Source organism: Pseudomonas flavocrustae, from assembly GCF_029872515.1.
Lineage (GTDB): Bacteria > Pseudomonadota > Gammaproteobacteria > Pseudomonadales > Pseudomonadaceae > Chryseomonas > Chryseomonas aestiva.
The window spans coordinates 480,480-495,322 of the sequence record NZ_JAPDIQ010000001.1; the positions used below are offsets into that span (position 1 = coordinate 480,480).

At 64.6% G+C, this 14,843-nt stretch carries 15 protein-coding genes; 14 read left to right on the forward strand and 1 reads right to left on the reverse strand.

What is annotated here, in order from left to right:
* Genes fliO through flhB form a run of 5 tightly spaced genes read left to right on the forward strand, consistent with a single transcriptional unit; the run spans position 1 to position 3,447 of the window.
* Positions 1-414, forward strand: coding sequence for a flagellar biosynthetic protein FliO (gene fliO, locus OMP44_RS02255; RefSeq protein ID WP_133862392.1), 414 nt, complete (start codon positions 1-3; stop codon positions 412-414).
* The gene (gene fliP, locus OMP44_RS02260; protein WP_280306236.1) at positions 411-1,208 is read left to right on the forward strand and encodes a flagellar type III secretion system pore protein FliP; all 798 of its coding nucleotides are present in this window, start codon (positions 411-413) and stop codon (positions 1,206-1,208) included. The genes fliO and fliP overlap by 4 nt, the downstream gene beginning before the upstream one ends.
* Before the next feature lie 28 nt (positions 1,209-1,236).
* The gene (fliQ, locus tag OMP44_RS02265; RefSeq protein WP_027597972.1) at positions 1,237-1,506 is read left to right on the forward strand and encodes a flagellar biosynthesis protein FliQ; all 270 of its coding nucleotides are present in this window, start codon (positions 1,237-1,239) and stop codon (positions 1,504-1,506) included.
* Between the two features lie 3 nt (positions 1,507-1,509).
* Positions 1,510-2,286: a flagellar biosynthetic protein FliR gene (fliR, locus tag OMP44_RS02270; protein WP_158889354.1), complete on the forward strand. Its 777-nt coding sequence runs from the start codon at positions 1,510-1,512 to the stop codon at positions 2,284-2,286.
* Positions 2,287-2,298: 12 nt separating this feature from the next.
* A complete protein-coding gene (gene flhB / locus OMP44_RS02275; protein WP_273861473.1) occupies positions 2,299-3,447 on the forward strand; it encodes a flagellar biosynthesis protein FlhB in 1,149 nt (382 codons plus the stop codon).
* Here the strand turns inward: flhB and sodC are convergent.
* Positions 3,440-3,967 (reverse strand): superoxide dismutase family protein, encoded by a 528-nt coding sequence (gene sodC, locus OMP44_RS02280; protein ID WP_007160370.1) that lies wholly within the window; start codon positions 3,965-3,967, stop codon positions 3,440-3,442. The genes flhB and sodC overlap by 8 nt on opposite strands.
* A 225-nt stretch (positions 3,968-4,192) precedes the next feature.
* Here sodC and flhA point away from each other — a divergent pair, with 225 nt between their 5' ends.
* From flhA to OMP44_RS02325, 9 genes are all read left to right on the forward strand, one after another.
* Positions 4,193-6,319, forward strand: a complete 2,127-nt coding sequence (gene flhA / locus OMP44_RS02285; protein WP_133862387.1) for a flagellar biosynthesis protein FlhA — start codon at positions 4,193-4,195, stop codon at positions 6,317-6,319.
* A 10-nt stretch (positions 6,320-6,329) separates the two neighbouring features.
* Complete coding sequence (flhF, locus tag OMP44_RS02290; protein WP_273861474.1) at positions 6,330-7,658, forward strand: flagellar biosynthesis GTPase FlhF; 1,329 nt, start codon at positions 6,330-6,332, stop codon at positions 7,656-7,658.
* 92 nt (positions 7,659-7,750) lie between these two features.
* Positions 7,751-8,581 carry a flagellar synthesis regulator FleN gene (gene fleN, locus OMP44_RS02295; protein ID WP_133862385.1) on the forward strand — a complete coding sequence of 277 codons (831 nt, stop codon included), beginning with the start codon at positions 7,751-7,753 and terminating at the stop codon, positions 8,579-8,581.
* Positions 8,578-9,318, forward strand: coding sequence for an RNA polymerase sigma factor FliA (fliA, locus tag OMP44_RS02300; protein ID WP_027597968.1), 741 nt, complete (start codon positions 8,578-8,580; stop codon positions 9,316-9,318). Before fleN ends, fliA begins: the two co-directional genes overlap by 4 nt.
* A gap of 87 nt (positions 9,319-9,405) precedes the next feature.
* Positions 9,406-9,780: a chemotaxis response regulator CheY gene (locus OMP44_RS02305; RefSeq protein ID WP_169853335.1), complete on the forward strand. Its 375-nt coding sequence runs from the start codon at positions 9,406-9,408 to the stop codon at positions 9,778-9,780.
* A 19-nt stretch (positions 9,781-9,799) separates the two neighbouring features.
* Positions 9,800-10,588, forward strand: coding sequence for a protein phosphatase CheZ (locus tag OMP44_RS02310; protein ID WP_133862384.1), 789 nt, complete (start codon positions 9,800-9,802; stop codon positions 10,586-10,588).
* 26 nt (positions 10,589-10,614) lie between these two features.
* Positions 10,615-12,861, forward strand: a complete 2,247-nt coding sequence (locus OMP44_RS02315; RefSeq protein ID WP_280306237.1) for a chemotaxis protein CheA — start codon at positions 10,615-10,617, stop codon at positions 12,859-12,861.
* Between the two features lie 82 nt (positions 12,862-12,943).
* Complete coding sequence (locus OMP44_RS02320) at positions 12,944-14,062, forward strand: protein-glutamate methylesterase/protein-glutamine glutaminase (RefSeq protein ID WP_280306238.1); 1,119 nt, start codon at positions 12,944-12,946, stop codon at positions 14,060-14,062.
* Positions 14,063-14,096: 34 nt separating this feature from the next.
* A complete protein-coding gene (locus OMP44_RS02325; protein ID WP_280306239.1) occupies positions 14,097-14,837 on the forward strand; it encodes a flagellar motor protein in 741 nt (246 codons plus the stop codon).
* Positions 14,838-14,843 lie beyond the last annotated feature (6 nt).

Genomic DNA, 14,843 nt, shown 5'->3' on the forward strand with positions numbered 1-14,843 from the left:
ATGAAGAGTCTGCTCCTGCCGCTGGGTCTCCTGCCCCTGACCGCGCGTGCCGCCGAAGCCACCTCGCCGGGGCTGGATGTGGGGGCGCAGGTCGGTCAGCTGCTGCTCGGCCTGCTGCTGGTGATCGCGCTGATCCTCGGTCTGGCCTGGCTGGTGCGTCGGGTGCAGCAGCAGGGGCCGCGTGGCCAGCAGGTGATCAAGGTGATCTCCACCCAGCACCTGGGGCCGCGCGAGCGGCTGGTGCTGGTGCAGGTCGGCCAGGAGCAGCTGCTGATCGGCGTCGCTGGCGGACGGATCACGCCGCTGCACAGCCTGCGCGAGCCGGTGCGACTCGGCGAGACCGAGGCGCCGGCGCCGGAATTCGCCCAGCGCCTGCTGGAACTCATCAGCCGCGATCCCAAGGCGAAACCATGATTCCTTCGCGTCTACCGGTCGGTCTGGGGCGCACCCTGGGCTGGCTGCTGGGCCTGGCCGTGCTGCTGTTCGCGCCCCTGGCACTGGCGCAGCAGGCCGGGCAGGCCAATCCACTGTCGATTCCGGCCATTACCCTGAGTACCAACGGCCAGGGTCAGCAGGAGTACTCGGTCAGCCTGCAGATCCTGCTGATCATGACCGCGCTGAGCTTCATTCCAGCATTCGTCATGTTGATGACCAGCTTCACCCGCATCGTCATCGTCTTCGCCATTCTGCGTCAGGCGCTGGGTCTGCAGACCACGCCGTCCAACCAGGTACTGGTGGGCATGGCGCTGTTTCTCTCGCTGTTCATCATGGCGCCGGTGTTCGACCGCATCAATACCACTGCCGTGCAGCCCTACCTGAACGAACAACTCAGTGCCCAGGATGCCATCGCCCGCGCCCAGGTGCCGATGAAGGACTTCATGCTGGGGCAGACCCGGCAATCGGACCTGGACCTGTTCATGCGGCTGTCCAAGCGCACCGACATTGCCAGTGCCGATCAGGCGCCCTTGTCGATCCTGGTGCCGGCTTTCGTCACCTCCGAACTCAAGACCGCCTTCCAGATCGGCTTCATGATCTTCATTCCCTTCCTGGTCATCGACCTGGTGATTGCCAGCGTGCTGATGGCCATGGGCATGATGATGCTGTCACCCATGATCATCTCGCTGCCGTTCAAGCTGATGCTGTTCGTGCTGGTGGATGGCTGGGCGCTGATCATGGGTACCCTGGCCAGCAGCTTCGGCACCGTCTAGCGGTGCCCCCTTTTTGCGGAGAAGCGAAATGACCCCTGAAGTCGCCGTCGATCTGTTTCGCCAGGGCCTCTGGCTAACCGCGCTGCTGGTGGCCGTGCTCGTGGTACCCAGCCTGATCGTTGGCCTGATCGTGGCGGTGTTCCAGGCGGCGACCCAGATCAACGAGCAGACCCTGAGCTTTCTGCCGCGGCTGATCGTCACCCTGTTGACGCTGATCGTGCTGGGACCCTGGATGGTCAGACAGCTGATGGAGTTCATCCAGACCTCGGTTGCCAACATCCCGCGGCTGATCGGCTAGCCCATGCTCGCCCTCAGCGACGCCCAGATCGGCGGCTGGGTCGGCAGCTTCCTGTTTCCGCTGTTTCGCATCGCCGCGCTGCTGATGACCATGCCGATCATCGGTACCACGCTGGTCCCGGTGCGGGTGCGGATGTATCTGGCCCTGGCCTTGAGCCTGGTGCTGGTACCGACCCTGCCGCCGATGCCGCAGGTGGATGCCATCAGCCCCCAGGCTCTGCCGCTGATCGTCGAGCAGATCCTCATCGGCGCGGTGATGGGCTTCAGCCTGCAGCTGTTCTTCCACGTCTTCGTGGTGGCGGGGCAGATCATCTCGACCCAGGCGGGCCTGAGCTTCGCGTCCATGATCGACCCGGTCAACGGCGCCTCGGCGCCGGTGATGGGCCAGTTCTTCACCATGCTGGTGACGCTGCTGTTCCTGGCCATGAACGGCCACCTAGTGGTGTTCGAGATCCTTGCCGAAAGCTTCGTCACCCTGCCGGTGGGGGATACCCTGAGCGTCGAGCACTTCTGGCAGGTCGCCGGGCGGCTGGGCTGGGTATTGGGCGCCGGTATCCTGCTGGTGCTGCCGGCCATCACCGCGCTGCTGGTGGTCAACATCGCCTTCGGCATCATGACCCGCGCAGCACCGCAGCTGAACATCTTTTCCGTCGGCATGCCGCTGATCGTGGTGCTGGGCATGGTCATCGTCTGGCTCGGCACTGCCGACATCCTCTCCCACTATGAAAGTCTCGCCAGCGAGGCGCTGCAGTGGCTGCGCGAACTCGCCCGAGCCCGCTAGGAGATATGCCGCATGGCTGAATCCGATGGCGAAGACCGTACAGAAGACCCCACGGAGAAACGCAAGCGTGATTCCCGGGAAGAGGGTCAGCTCCCGCGATCACGCGAACTCGGTACGGTGGCGGTCATGCTCTCGGGGGTCGGCGGCCTGCTGATGTATGGCGCCTTTCTCGGCGGCAAGCTGCTGGAGGTGATGCGCAGCAACTTCTCCCTGCGTCGGGAAGAGGTCATGGACGAGCGCTTCATGGGCACCTTTCTGCTGGCCTCGGGCAAGGCGGCGATGATCGGCATGCTGCCGATGATCGCCCTGGTGGTGATCGCCGCCATCATTGGTCATATCGCCCTGGGTGGCTTCCTGTTTTCCGGCAAGGTACTGGCGCCCAAGCCGAGCCGGATGAATCCGCTGTCCGGCATCACACGCATGTTCTCCAAGAACTCTCTGGTGGAGCTGCTCAAAGCGCTGGGCAAGTTCTTCATCATCCTGGGCGTGTCGGTGATGGTGCTGATGAGCGAACGCACGGCGCTGCTGCAGATCGCCAAGCTGCCGACCGAGCAGGCGCTGCTGCACAGCATGCAGGTGGTGGGGCATGCCACCCTGCTGCTGGCCCTGGGGCTGCTGATCATCGCTGCGGTGGACGTGCCCTTCCAGATCCTCAGCAATCGCAAGAAGCTGATGATGACCAAGCAGGAGATCAAGGACGAGTACAAGGACAGCGAGGGCAAGCCCGAGGTCAAGGGCAAGATTCGCCAGATGCAGCGGCAGATGGCGCAGCGGCGGATGATGGCCGAGGTGCCCAACGCCGATGTGGTCATCACCAACCCGACCCACTTCGCCGTGGCGCTCAAGTATGATGCGGCCAAGGGAGGGGCGCCGGTGCTGGTGGCCAAGGGCAGCGATTTCACCGCGTTGAAGATCCGCGAGATCGCCCAGCAGCATCAGGTCTCGCTGCTGGAGTCGCCGGGGCTGGCGCGGGCGGTGTACTTCTCCACCGAAGTGGACCAGGAGATTCCGGCCGGTCTCTACGTCGCCGTGGCCCAGGTCCTGGCCTATGTCTATCAGCTCAGGCAATTCCGCGCCGGACGCGGGCGCAAGCCCAAGCTGTCCGATCTGCCCATCCCGCCGGATCTGCGGCGGGATGAGGAGGGGAAGGCGCCTACTTGATGACGCCGCAGGCGACACGCGCGCCGCCACCGCCCAGCGGCTTGGGCTGGTCGGCATAGTTGTCGCCACCGGCATGCACCATCAGTGCATGGCCCTTGAGCTCTTCGAGGCGCTTCAGGCGCGGTGCCAGCACCGGCTGGGTGGCCTGGCCGTCGGCGGTCACATAGAGCGCCGGCAATTCGCCCAGGTGGCCGTCGTCCGACCAGGGCGCGCTGTGCTTGCCGGTGTTGCGCGGATCCAGATGGCCGCCCGCAGCGCCACCCGCGGTCAGGGTGCCATTCACCTCGGCCGCGCCGCAGTTGGGCTTGGTATGGACATGGAAGCCATGGATGCCAGGCTCCAGGCCCTTGAGATCCGGCGTGAAGACCAGACCGTACTTGGAGCGGGTCACCTGCACGCTGCCGACGCTTTCGCCCACACCGTCGGTCGTGACCTTGTTCAGCGGGATCGTCAGGGATTCGGCTGCCTGGGCGGTGCCGACCAGGCAGGTGGCCAACAGCGTCGCGGTCCAGATTTTCATGGCGATGTTCCTCGGATAGGCGCGCTAGCGCGGGTCCCTAGACAGACTCATGGCCGCCGCCCACGGTTCAGCCGACGCGTCCGGCGATCCGTAACCAGTCCTGTATCACTCCTCGGAAAACCTCGCTGATTCAAGGTCTTGAGCAGTTGGCCCGGAGCTTGCTCAAGCCCTTGCGAACAGTGCGCTGCGTCAACTTTCCGTGACGCCGGCACCGGCAAGCGAGGAATGGGTGTGAAAGTCGACAAATCCATGATGATGGGCAACATGCGCGGTCTGGCTCGCGGCAACCTGGGCGTGCCGCTGGCCGTCCTGGCGATGCTCGCCATGATGACGCTGCCGATGCCGCCGTTCCTGCTGGACGTGCTGTTCACCTTCAACATCGCCCTGTCGATCGTGGTCCTGCTGGTCAGCGTCTACGCCCTGCGGCCGCTGGACTTCGCGGTCTTCCCGACCATCCTGCTGGTGTCGACCCTGCTGCGCCTGGCGCTGAACGTGGCCTCGAGCCGCGTCGTGCTGCTGCACGGCCAGGACGGCCACGACGCTGCGGGCAAGGTCATCCAGGCCTTCGGCGAGGTGGTGGTCGGCGGCAACTACGTGGTCGGTGCGGTGGTGTTCGCCATCCTCATGATCATCAACTTCGTGGTGGTGACCAAGGGTGCCGGCCGTATCTCCGAGGTGTCGGCGCGTTTCACCCTGGACGCCATGCCCGGCAAGCAGATGGCCATCGACGCCGACCTCAATGCCGGCATCATCGATCAGGTCGAAGCCAAGAAGCGTCGGACCGAAGTGGGCCAGGAGGCCGACTTCTACGGTTCGATGGACGGTGCCAGCAAGTTCGTCCGCGGTGACGCCGTCGCCGGTCTGCTGATCCTCTTCATCAACCTCATCGGCGGCATGGCCATCGGCATGGCCCAGCACGGTCTGCCGTTCGGCGAAGCGGCGCGCATCTACGCCCTGCTGACCATCGGTGACGGCCTGGTCGCCCAGGTCCCTTCGCTGCTGCTGTCGGTCGCCGCTGCCATCATGGTGACCCGGGTGTCCTCGGCCGAAGACATGGGCCAGCAGGTCAATCGTCAGATGTTCGCCTCGCCCAAGGCGCTGGCAGTCTCGGCCTTCATCATCATCGCCATGGGCCTGGTCCCGGGCATGCCGCACCTGCCGTTCCTCGGCCTGGGCGGTGGCGCCGCAGCCGGTGCCTGGCTGATCTACAAGCGCCAGCGCCAGGCCAAGCAGACCGCCGAGGTGGAAGCCAAGAAGCAGCAGGACCTGGCCCCCGTACAGCGTCCGGCCGAGGCCAAGGAGCTGGGCTGGGATGACGTGACCCCGGTGGACATGGTCGGTCTGGAAGTCGGCTACCGGCTGATCCCCATGGTCGATCGCAACCAGGGTGGCCAGCTGCTGGCGCGGATCAAGGGCGTGCGCAAGAAGCTGTCCCAGGACCTCGGCTTCCTCATGCCGTCGGTGCACATCCGCGACAACCTTGACCTGCTGCCCAACGCCTATCGTCTGACTTTGATGGGCGTCAGTGTGGCCGAGGCCGAGATCTATCCGGATCGCGAACTGGCCATCAACCCCGGTCAGGTCTACGGCTCCCTCAACGGCGTCGCCGCCAAGGATCCGGCATTCGGTCTGGAGGCCGTCTGGATCGACGTCACCCAGCGCGACCAGGCCCAATCCCTCGGCTACACCGTGGTCGATGCCAGCACGGTGGTCGCCACGCACCTCAACCAGGTGCTCTTCAAGCACGCCCACGAGCTGATCGGTCACGAGGAAGTCCAGCAATTGCTGCAGGTGCTGGCCAAGAGTTCGCCCAAGCTGGCCGAGGAGCTGGTGCCCGGCATCGTCTCCCTGTCGACCCTGCTCAAGATCCTCCAGCAGTTGCTGCAGGAGCAGGTGCCGGTCCGTGACATCCGTACCATCGCCGAAGCCATCGCCAACGTCGGGCCGCGGAGTCAAGATCCCGCCGCCATCGCTGGTGCCGTGCGGGTCGCCCTGTCGCGCGCTATCGTCCAGAACATCGTGGGAATGGAGCCTGAGCTGCCTGTTATCACCCTTGAGCCAAGGTTGGAACAGATGTTGCTAAGTAGTATGCAGAAGGCCGGTCAAGGCGCTGAGGACGGCATGTTCCTCGAGCCTGGCATGGCTGAAAAACTGCAGCGTTCCCTTATCGAGGCAGCGCAGCGTCAGGAAATGATGGGTAAGCCAGTGGTGCTGCTGGTGGCCGGTGCGATCCGCGGGATGATGTCCCGCTTCGCCCGGATGGCGGCACCGAACATGAGTGTTCTGGCCTACCAGGAAATTCCGGACAACAAGCAGGTCACCATCGTCGCTACCGTTGGCCAGAATGGCTGAGGTCTAGATCATGCAAGTCAAACGTTTCTTCGCTGCCGATATGCGTCAAGCCATGAAGCTGGTACGCGACGAGCTGGGCCCGGATGCCGCCATCCTCAGCAACCGCCGGGTCGCCGGCGGGGTCGAGCTGACCGCGGCGCTGGACTACCAGGCTCCGGCACCGGCCGCGCCCAACGCGGAGCTGCAGGCGGAGTTGCGCAAGACCCATGCGAAGATCGCCCAGGCCCATGCCGACCTCAGCATCCGCGCGCCGGGCGTGCCCTCGGCCGCACCCAAGGACAAGCAGCTGCTCGGCGCCATCAGCGCCGCCGACAGCCGTCGCGAGCCGGTAATCGCCCCGCCACGTGCCCCTCAGCCGGCCGCCGCCGCCCCTGCCGCCAGCGCCGCGCCGGAAGACCGCCGCGCCCTGGAAGCCATGCGCAGCGAACTCAGCGGCCTGCGTGAACTGCTGGAAGTCCAGCTCGGTTCCATGGCCTGGACCCAGGTGCAGTCCACCCGTCCGCAACAGGCCGGCCTCTGGCGCCGTCTGCAGCGCATGGGCCTGCCCGCCGATCTGGCTCGCCACCTGCTCGACAGCGTCGCCAAGATCCAGGACCCGCGGCATGCCTGGCGCATGCTGCTGGCCAATTTCGCCCAGCTGGCCAAGACCACCGACGCCAAGATCCTGGAGGAGGGCGGTGTCGTCGCCTTCGTCGGTCCGGCCGGCATGGGCAAGACCACCACCCTGGCCAAGCTCGCCGCCAACTACGTGCTCAAGTACGGCCCCCAGAGTCTGGCGCTGGTCAGCATGGACAGCTTCCGCATCGGTGCCCAGGAGCAGATCAAGACCCTCGGCCGCATTCTCGACGTGCCGGTCACCCTGGTCGATCCCGGCCAGTCCCTGGCCCAGGCGCTGGCACCCCTGGCGCGCAAGCGCCTGGTACTGATCGACACCGCGGGCATGCCCGCCAATGATCCGGCGCTCAAGGTGCAGCTCGAAGCCCTGGCCAACCGCCAGTTGAAGATTCGCAATTATCTGGTACTGGGTGTCACCAGCCAGAGCCAGGTGCTCAAGGCGGCCTACCACAGCTATCGGCGCTGCGGCCTGAGTGGCTGCGTGCTGACCAAGCTGGACGAAGCCGCCAGCCTCGGCGAAGCCCTGGGCCTGGCCATCAGCCAGCGTCTGCCGGTGGCCTATATCGCCGACGGCCCGCGTATCCCGGACGACCTGCATCCGGCCCGCAGCCACCAGCTGGTGAGCCGTGCGGTGAGCCTACAGGCCTCCGAGGAGCCGAGCGAAGAAACCATGGCCGGCATGCTTGCCGGCCTGTATCAAGGCAATGCCCGCCGCGCCGGTTAGCGCAGACGAACGGTAGTGGTGCATTGCATGCCTGGGCACGCCAAATGCACTTAGTCTAAAGTGTGACGGATTTCAATCAAAGGTATCAGGCAATGGGTAGCATGCATCCCGTCCAAGTCATAGCGGTCACGGGCGGTAAAGGCGGTGTCGGCAAGACCAATGTGTCGGTCAACCTGGCCTTGGCCCTGGCCGATATCGGGCGGCGCGTCATGCTGCTCGACGCCGACCTGGGCCTCGCCAACATCGACGTTCTGCTCGGCCTGTCGCCCAAGCGCACCCTGGCCGACGTCATCTCCGGCGAGTGCGAGCTGCGCGACGTGCTGCTGCACGGCCCGGGCGGCATCCGCATCGTTCCGGCGGCCTCGGGCACCCAGGCGATGGTCAATCTGACGCCGGCCCAGCACGCCGGTCTGATCCAGGCCTTCAGCGACATCAGCGAGAACCTCGATGTGCTCATCGTCGATACCGCTGCCGGCATCGGCGACCAGGTGGTCAGCTTCGTTCGCGCCGCCCAGGAAGTCCTGGTGGTGGTGTGCGACGAGCCCACCTCCATCACCGATGCCTACGCCCTGATCAAGCTGCTCAATCGCGACCATGGCGTCACCCGTTTCCGGGTTCTGGCGAACATGGCGCTGACGCCCCAGGAAGGTCGCAATCTCTTTGCTAAGCTGACCAAGGTGACCGACAGATTCCTGGATGTCGCCCTGCAGTATGTGGGCGCCATTCCGTTCGACGAGGCGGTGCGCAAAGCCGTACAGAAACAGCGCCCCGTGTTCGAAGCCTTTCCGCGTGCCAAGGCCTCGCTGGCCTTCCGTGCGGTAGCTCAGAGAGTCGATGGCTGGCCGTTGCCCGCCAATCCGCGCGGCCATCTCGAGTTCTTTGTCGAGCGCCTTGTGCAACCAGCCATCGGTACCCACGCATGACAGCATCTAGCGGGCTTCGCATGTACAGCAAAACCTCGGAACGTACCCAGCAGGAGCAACTCATCAACCGCTACGCGCCGTTGGTGAAACGCATCGCCTACCACCTCCTGGCGCGTCTGCCGGCCAGTGTGCAGGTCGAGGACCTGATGCAGGCCGGCATGATCGGTCTGCTGGAGGCCTCGCGCAAATATGACGCCGGCAAGGGCGCTAGCTTCGAGACCTACGCCGGCATCCGCATCCGCGGCGCCATGCTCGACGAGGTCCGCAAGGGCGACTGGGCGCCGCGCTCGGTGCACCGCAACACGCGCATGGTCACCGACGCCATTCGCGCCGTGGAAGCGCGCACGGGTCGCGACGCTAAAGATTCCGAAGTCGCGGCCGAACTTAAATTGAGTCTGGATGAGTACTACGGCATCCTTGGCGACACCATGGGGAGTCGCCTGTTCAGTTTCGACGACCTCATGGAGGGTGGTGAGCATGGGCTCGAGGAGAGCGGTTCGCATGAACTCGAACCCGGTCGCGGTCTGGAAGACGAGCGCTTCCGCAAGGCCCTGGCCGACGCCATCGCCAATCTTCCGGAGCGTGAACGTCTGGTGCTCTCGCTGTATTACGACGAGGAACTCAACCTCAAGGAAATCGGCGAGGTGCTGGGCGTGAGCGAGTCACGCGTCTGCCAACTTCACAGTCAATGCGCGGCACGCCTGCGGGCGCGGCTGGCGGAATGGCGTTCGCGTTAACCGGCTGGTACTCAGGCTACTACGATTGCTTAGGCGCGCCTTGCGGCGTGTGTGCGGATTAGGACGGAGGTCGACTTGGACAAGAACATGAAAATCCTCATCGTGGATGATTTTTCCACGATGAGACGCATCATCAAGAATTTGCTGCGCGATCTGGGATTCACCAATACCGCCGAAGCAGACGACGGCAACACCGCCCTGCCGATGTTGCAGAGCGGCAACTTCGATTTTCTCGTCACCGACTGGAACATGCCCGGCATGACCGGCATCGACCTGCTGCGCCAGGTACGCGCCGACGCGCGCCTGAAGACTCTGCCGGTGCTGATGGTGACCGCCGAGGCCAAGCGTGAGCAGATCATCGAAGCCGCTCAGGCCGGCGTGAATGGCTATGTGGTCAAGCCTTTCACCGCCCAGGTGCTGAAAGAAAAGATCGACAAGATCTTCGAGCGGGTGAACGGCTGAAGAAAGCCGCGGGGACGTTATGGATCAGCTTGGCACCAACAGCTTCAGCGACTTCGAGTCGAATCTAAAACAGCACGCCCAGGAGCTGGTGAAATGCCTGGAAAGTGGCGACTTCACCCAGGCGGTGCATGTCATCAATGAACTCAACCAGTTGCGTGACCGGGGGCTCTACCAGGAAGTCGGCAAGCTGACCCGCGAGTTGCACAACGCCATCGTCAACTTCGAGATCGATCCGCGCGGCATGGCCGGCGAAGAGGTTTCCCAGATCAGCGATGCCACCGATCGTCTCTCCTACGTGGTGAAGATGACCGAGAACGCCGCCAATCGGACCATGGATCTGGTGGAGGAGAGCGCGCCCCTGGTGGGCAACTTCGGCGACGAAGCCCGTGCCGTGCATGCCGACTGGAAGAAGTTCATGCGCCGGGAAATGGGCGCGGACGAATTCCGCGAGCTGGCCAAGCGCGTCGATGCCTTCCTCAGCCACAGCGAGAGCAGCGCCGAACAACTGTCGGCCAAGCTCAACGACATCCTCCTGGCGCAGGACTACCAGGACCTTACCGGTCAGGTGATCAAGCGCGTGGTCAATCTCGTCGGGCAGATCGAGAAAGACCTCGTCAAGCTGGTGATGATGGCCAGCCAGGTCGATCGCTATACCGGCTTCAGTCACGATCACAGCGCGCTGATCGAACAGAATCGAAAAGAAAAGACGATGAAGGGTGAAGGTCCGCAGATTCATGCCGATAAGCGTGAAGACGTCGTGGCCGCTCAGGTCGACGTCGACGATCTTCTATCCAGTCTGGGCTTCTGACCCAGACCCTCTTGGGGAGTGCAGGAATGAGCTTCGACGCCGATGAAGAGATCCTCCAGGATTTCCTGGTAGAGGCCGGCGAGATTCTCGAACAGTTGTCGGAACAATTGGTCGAGCTGGAAAGCCGTCCGGATGACATGGATCTGCTGAACGCCATTTTTCGTGGCTTCCATACCGTAAAGGGCGGTGCCGGTTTCCTGCAGCTCCATACCCTGGTCGAGTGCTGTCATATCGCGGAAAACGTTTTCGACATCCTGCGCAAGGGCGAACGCCGCGTGGATGCCGAACTGATGGATGTGGTGCTGCAGGCACTGGATTCCGTCAACGAGATGTTTGGTCAGGTTCGGGAACGCGAAGAGCCGACCCCGGCCTCGCCCGAGTTGCTGGCGGCGCTGGCCCGCCTGGCCGACCCGGCCGGCAGCGAACCGGCGCCGGTAGCGGCTGCGCCCGTAGCTGCCACTCCGGTGGTCGCGGCACCGGCGCCCGCCGCTGCCGCTGCAGCTGCCGAGCCGGAATTGAGCGATGCCGATTTCCAGAATCTGCTCGATGCCCTGGGTAGCGAGCCGAGTGCGGCAGCGGCAGCGCCTGCGACCGCCAGTGGTGACGACATCACCGATGACGAATTCGAAGCCCTGCTTGATCAGTTGCACGGCAAGGGCAAGTTCCATGACGCGCCGGCCGCAGCGCCGGTTGCTGCCGCAGCGCCTGCTGCCGTTGCCGCAAGCGGTGATGACATCACCGACGATGAATTCGAGGCCCTGCTGGACGAATTGCACGGCAAGGGCAAGTTCGTCGCGAGCGAGGCCGCGGCACCGGCCGGAGCCGCCCCGGCTGCAGCGGCTCCGGCGGCGGCGGGTGGTGACGAGATCACCGACGACGAATTCGAATCCCTGCTCGACGAATTGCACGGCAAGGGCAGATTCAGTGGTCCCGCGGCAGCTGCCGACACTGTAGCCGCACCTGCTGCTGCTGCTGCTGCTGCGCCGGCACCGGTAGCTGCGCCTCAGCCTGCACCTGCACCCGTGCCGAAATCGGCTCCGGTTGCCGAGGCCGCGTTGCCCAAGCCGGCAGCGGCAGCGCCCGCCGAACGTCCCACCAGCGAGGCGGAGACCACCGTGCGGGTCGATACCGCACGGCTGGACGAGATCATGAATATGGTCGGCGAGCTGGTACTGGTGCGTAACCGCCTGGTGCGTCTGGGCCTGAACAGCGGCGACGAGGCCATGGCCAAGGCCGTGTCCAATCTCGACGTAGTCACCGCCGATCTACAGACCTCGGTCATGAAGACCCGGATGCAGCCGATCAAGAAGGTCTTCGGCCGCTTCCCGCGCCTGGTCCGCGATCTGGCGCGCAGCCTGAAGAAAGAGATCAATCTGGAGCTGGTCGGCGAAGAAACCGACCTGGACAAGAACCTGGTCGAGGCCCTGGCCGATCCGCTGGTGCACTTGGTGCGCAACGCGGTCGACCACGGCATCGAAGGGCCAGCCGAGCGTGAAGAGAACGGCAAGTCCCGCGCGGGGCGTGTAGTGCTCTCCGCCGAACAGGAAGGCGACCATATCCTCCTGTCGATCTCTGATGACGGCAAGGGCATGGACGCGGATCTGCTGCGCAACAAGGCCGTGGAAAAAGGCCTGCTCGACCGCGACGCGGCCGATCGCCTGACCGAGACCGAGTGCTTCAACCTGATCTTCGCCCCGGGTTTCTCCACCAAGGCCGAGATCTCCGACATCTCCGGTCGTGGCGTGGGCATGGACGTGGTCAAGACCAAGATCAGCCAGCTCAACGGTACCCTGAACGTCTACTCGACCAAGGGCCAGGGCTCCAAGATCGTCATCAAGGTGCCCCTGACCCTGGCGATCATGCCGACGCTGATGGTGATGCTGGGCAACCAGGCCTTCGCCTTCCCGCTGGTCAACGTCAACGAGATCTTCCACCTCGACCTGTCCCGCACCAACGTGGTGGACGGCCAGGAAGTGGTGGTGGTGCGCGACAAGGCGCTGCCGCTGTTCTACCTCAAGCGCTGGCTGGTGCCCAATGCGGCCCATGTGGAGCAGGGGGAAGGGCATGTGGTGATCCTCTCGGTGGGCACCCAGCGCATCGGCTTCGTGGTCGATCAACTGGTGGGCCAGGAAGAGGTGGTCATCAAGCCACTCGGCAAGATGCTGCAGGGAACGCCCGGCATGTCCGGAGCGACTATCACCGGCGACGGGCGCATCGCGCTCATCCTTGATGTGCCCAGCATGCTCAAGCGCTACGCCCGTCGCGGACTCTGAGTCGGCCCGATACGAGCGGCGTCGGGCCCTGGGCCTGGCGCCATCGGGCGGCCTGCGCCGCCCCAGTTAGGAGTTTCAACGTATGCCGGTAAAAGTACTGGTGGTGGACGATTCCGGCTTCTTCCGGCGTCGGCTCAAGGAAATCCTGGCGGCCGATCCCAACATCTCGGTGGTGGGCACGGCCAGCAACGGGCGCGAAGGGGTCGACCAGGCCCTGGCGCTGCGACCCGATGTCATCACCATGGACTACGAGATGCCGATGATGGACGGCATTACCGCGGTCCGCCACATCATGCAGAAGTGCCCGACTCCGGTGCTGATGTTCTCCTCGCTCACCCATGAAGGCGCCCGGGTCACCCTGGATGCCCTGGATGCTGGCGCGGTCGACTTCCTGCCGAAGAATTTCGAGGACATCTCGCGCAATCCCGCCAGTGTGCAAAAGCTGCTGTGCGAGAAGATCCACCATATCGCTCGTTCCAACCGGCGCTTCGCCGTGGCCCCCAGCGTCGCGCCGGCTACGCCCGCGAGTGCCGCGACCGCGCCGGCCACCGCTCGCCCGGCGGCGCGTCCGGTGGCGCCCAGCAGCGCTCCTGCCAGTCATGTAGCCACGGCTCCGGCTTCGCCGCCGCCCAAGCGCAAGCACTATCGCCTGGTGGCCATCGGCACCTCCACCGGCGGCCCGGTCGCTCTGCAGCGGGTGCTTACCCAGCTGCCAGCCAATTTCCCGGCACCATTGGTGCTGATCCAGCACATGCCGGCGGCCTTCACCAAGGCCTTCGCCGAGCGCCTGGACAAGCTCTGTCGCATCAGCGTCAAGGAAGCCGAGGACGGCGACCAGTTGCGTCCGGGACTGGCTCTGCTGGCACCCGGTGGCAAGCAAATGATGGTGGACGGCCGCGGCACAGTAAAGATCCTGCCCGGCGACGAGCGCCTCAACTACAAACCCTGCGTCGACGTGACCTTTGGCTCCGCGGCCAAGGCCTATGCCGACAAGGTGCTGGCGGTGGTCCTGACCGGCATGGGCGCCGACGGCCGCGAAGGCGCGCGGATGCTCAAGCAGGTCGGCAGCCAGGTGTGGGCCCAGGACGAAGCCAGCTGCGTCATCTACGGCATGCCCATGGCCATCGCCAAGGCCAATCTGGCCGACGCCATCTATGGCCTGGACGACATCGGCAGACACCTGACCGAGGCCTGTTCGTGACGGCAGGCGTTCTCTGGCCAGAAGGGCATTGAGCGTGGACGTTCTCAGTCTCATCGGCATCCTGCTGGCCTTTACCGCCATCATGGGTGGCAACCTGCTGGAGGGCGGTTCCTTTACCGCCCTGGCCAACGCCCCGGCGGCGCTGATCGTGGTCGGCGGCACTCTCGGTGCCGTCCTGTTGCAGACCCGCCTGCCGGTACTGCGCCGGGCCCTCACCATGCTGGCCTGGGTGTTCGTACCGCCACGGCTGGACCTCGTTGGCGGCATCCGCAAGGTGGTCAACTGGAGCAACGTTGCGCGCAAGGAAGGCTTGCTGGGTCTCGAACCCCTGGTCGCCCGCGAAGCCGATCCCTATGCCGCCAAGGGCCTGCAGCTGCTGGTGGACGGCACCGAGCCCGAGGCCCTGCGCAGCATCCTCGAGGTGGATCTCTACGGTCAGGAAGATCGCGACATCGCTGCCGCCAAGGTCTATGAAGCCATGGGTGGCTATGCACCCACGGTCGGGATCATCGGCGCGGTGATGGGCCTGATCCATGTCATGCAGAATCTCGCCGATCCCTCCCAGCTGGGCAGCGGCATCGCCGTGGCCTTCGTCGCCACCATCTATGGTGTCGGCTTCGCCAACCTACTGTTGCTGCCGGTCGGCAACAAGCTCAAGGCGCTGGCCCAGCAACAGTCCAGCTACCGGGAAATGCTGCTGGAAGGGCTGATGTCCATCGGCGAGGGTGAGAATCCCCGCTCCATCGAAATGAAGCTGCAAGGTTTTCTGGACTAGGAGGAC

What these genes read in the sequence shown, in the direction of transcription:
- fliO (WP_133862392.1), top strand. Translation starts at nt 1, where the DNA reads ATGAAGAGTCTGCTCCTGCCGCTGGGTCTCCTGCCCCTGACCGCGCGT.
- fliP (WP_280306236.1), top strand. Translation starts at nt 411, where the DNA reads ATGATTCCTTCGCGTCTACCGGTCGGTCTGGGGCGCACCCTGGGCTGG.
- fliQ (WP_027597972.1), top strand. Translation starts at nt 1,237, where the DNA reads ATGACCCCTGAAGTCGCCGTCGATCTGTTTCGCCAGGGCCTCTGGCTA.
- fliR (WP_158889354.1), top strand. Translation starts at nt 1,510, where the DNA reads ATGCTCGCCCTCAGCGACGCCCAGATCGGCGGCTGGGTCGGCAGCTTC.
- flhB (WP_273861473.1), top strand. Translation starts at nt 2,299, where the DNA reads ATGGCTGAATCCGATGGCGAAGACCGTACAGAAGACCCCACGGAGAAA.
- sodC (WP_007160370.1), bottom strand. Translation starts at nt 3,967, where the DNA reads ATGAAAATCTGGACCGCGACGCTGTTGGCCACCTGCCTGGTCGGCACC.
- flhA (WP_133862387.1), top strand. Translation starts at nt 4,193, where the DNA reads ATGGGTGTGAAAGTCGACAAATCCATGATGATGGGCAACATGCGCGGT.
- flhF (WP_273861474.1), top strand. Translation starts at nt 6,330, where the DNA reads ATGCAAGTCAAACGTTTCTTCGCTGCCGATATGCGTCAAGCCATGAAG.
- fleN (WP_133862385.1), top strand. Translation starts at nt 7,751, where the DNA reads ATGGGTAGCATGCATCCCGTCCAAGTCATAGCGGTCACGGGCGGTAAA.
- fliA (WP_027597968.1), top strand. Translation starts at nt 8,578, where the DNA reads ATGACAGCATCTAGCGGGCTTCGCATGTACAGCAAAACCTCGGAACGT.
- OMP44_RS02305 (WP_169853335.1), top strand. Translation starts at nt 9,406, where the DNA reads ATGAAAATCCTCATCGTGGATGATTTTTCCACGATGAGACGCATCATC.
- OMP44_RS02310 (WP_133862384.1), top strand. Translation starts at nt 9,800, where the DNA reads ATGGATCAGCTTGGCACCAACAGCTTCAGCGACTTCGAGTCGAATCTA.
- OMP44_RS02315 (WP_280306237.1), top strand. Translation starts at nt 10,615, where the DNA reads ATGAGCTTCGACGCCGATGAAGAGATCCTCCAGGATTTCCTGGTAGAG.
- OMP44_RS02320 (WP_280306238.1), top strand. Translation starts at nt 12,944, where the DNA reads ATGCCGGTAAAAGTACTGGTGGTGGACGATTCCGGCTTCTTCCGGCGT.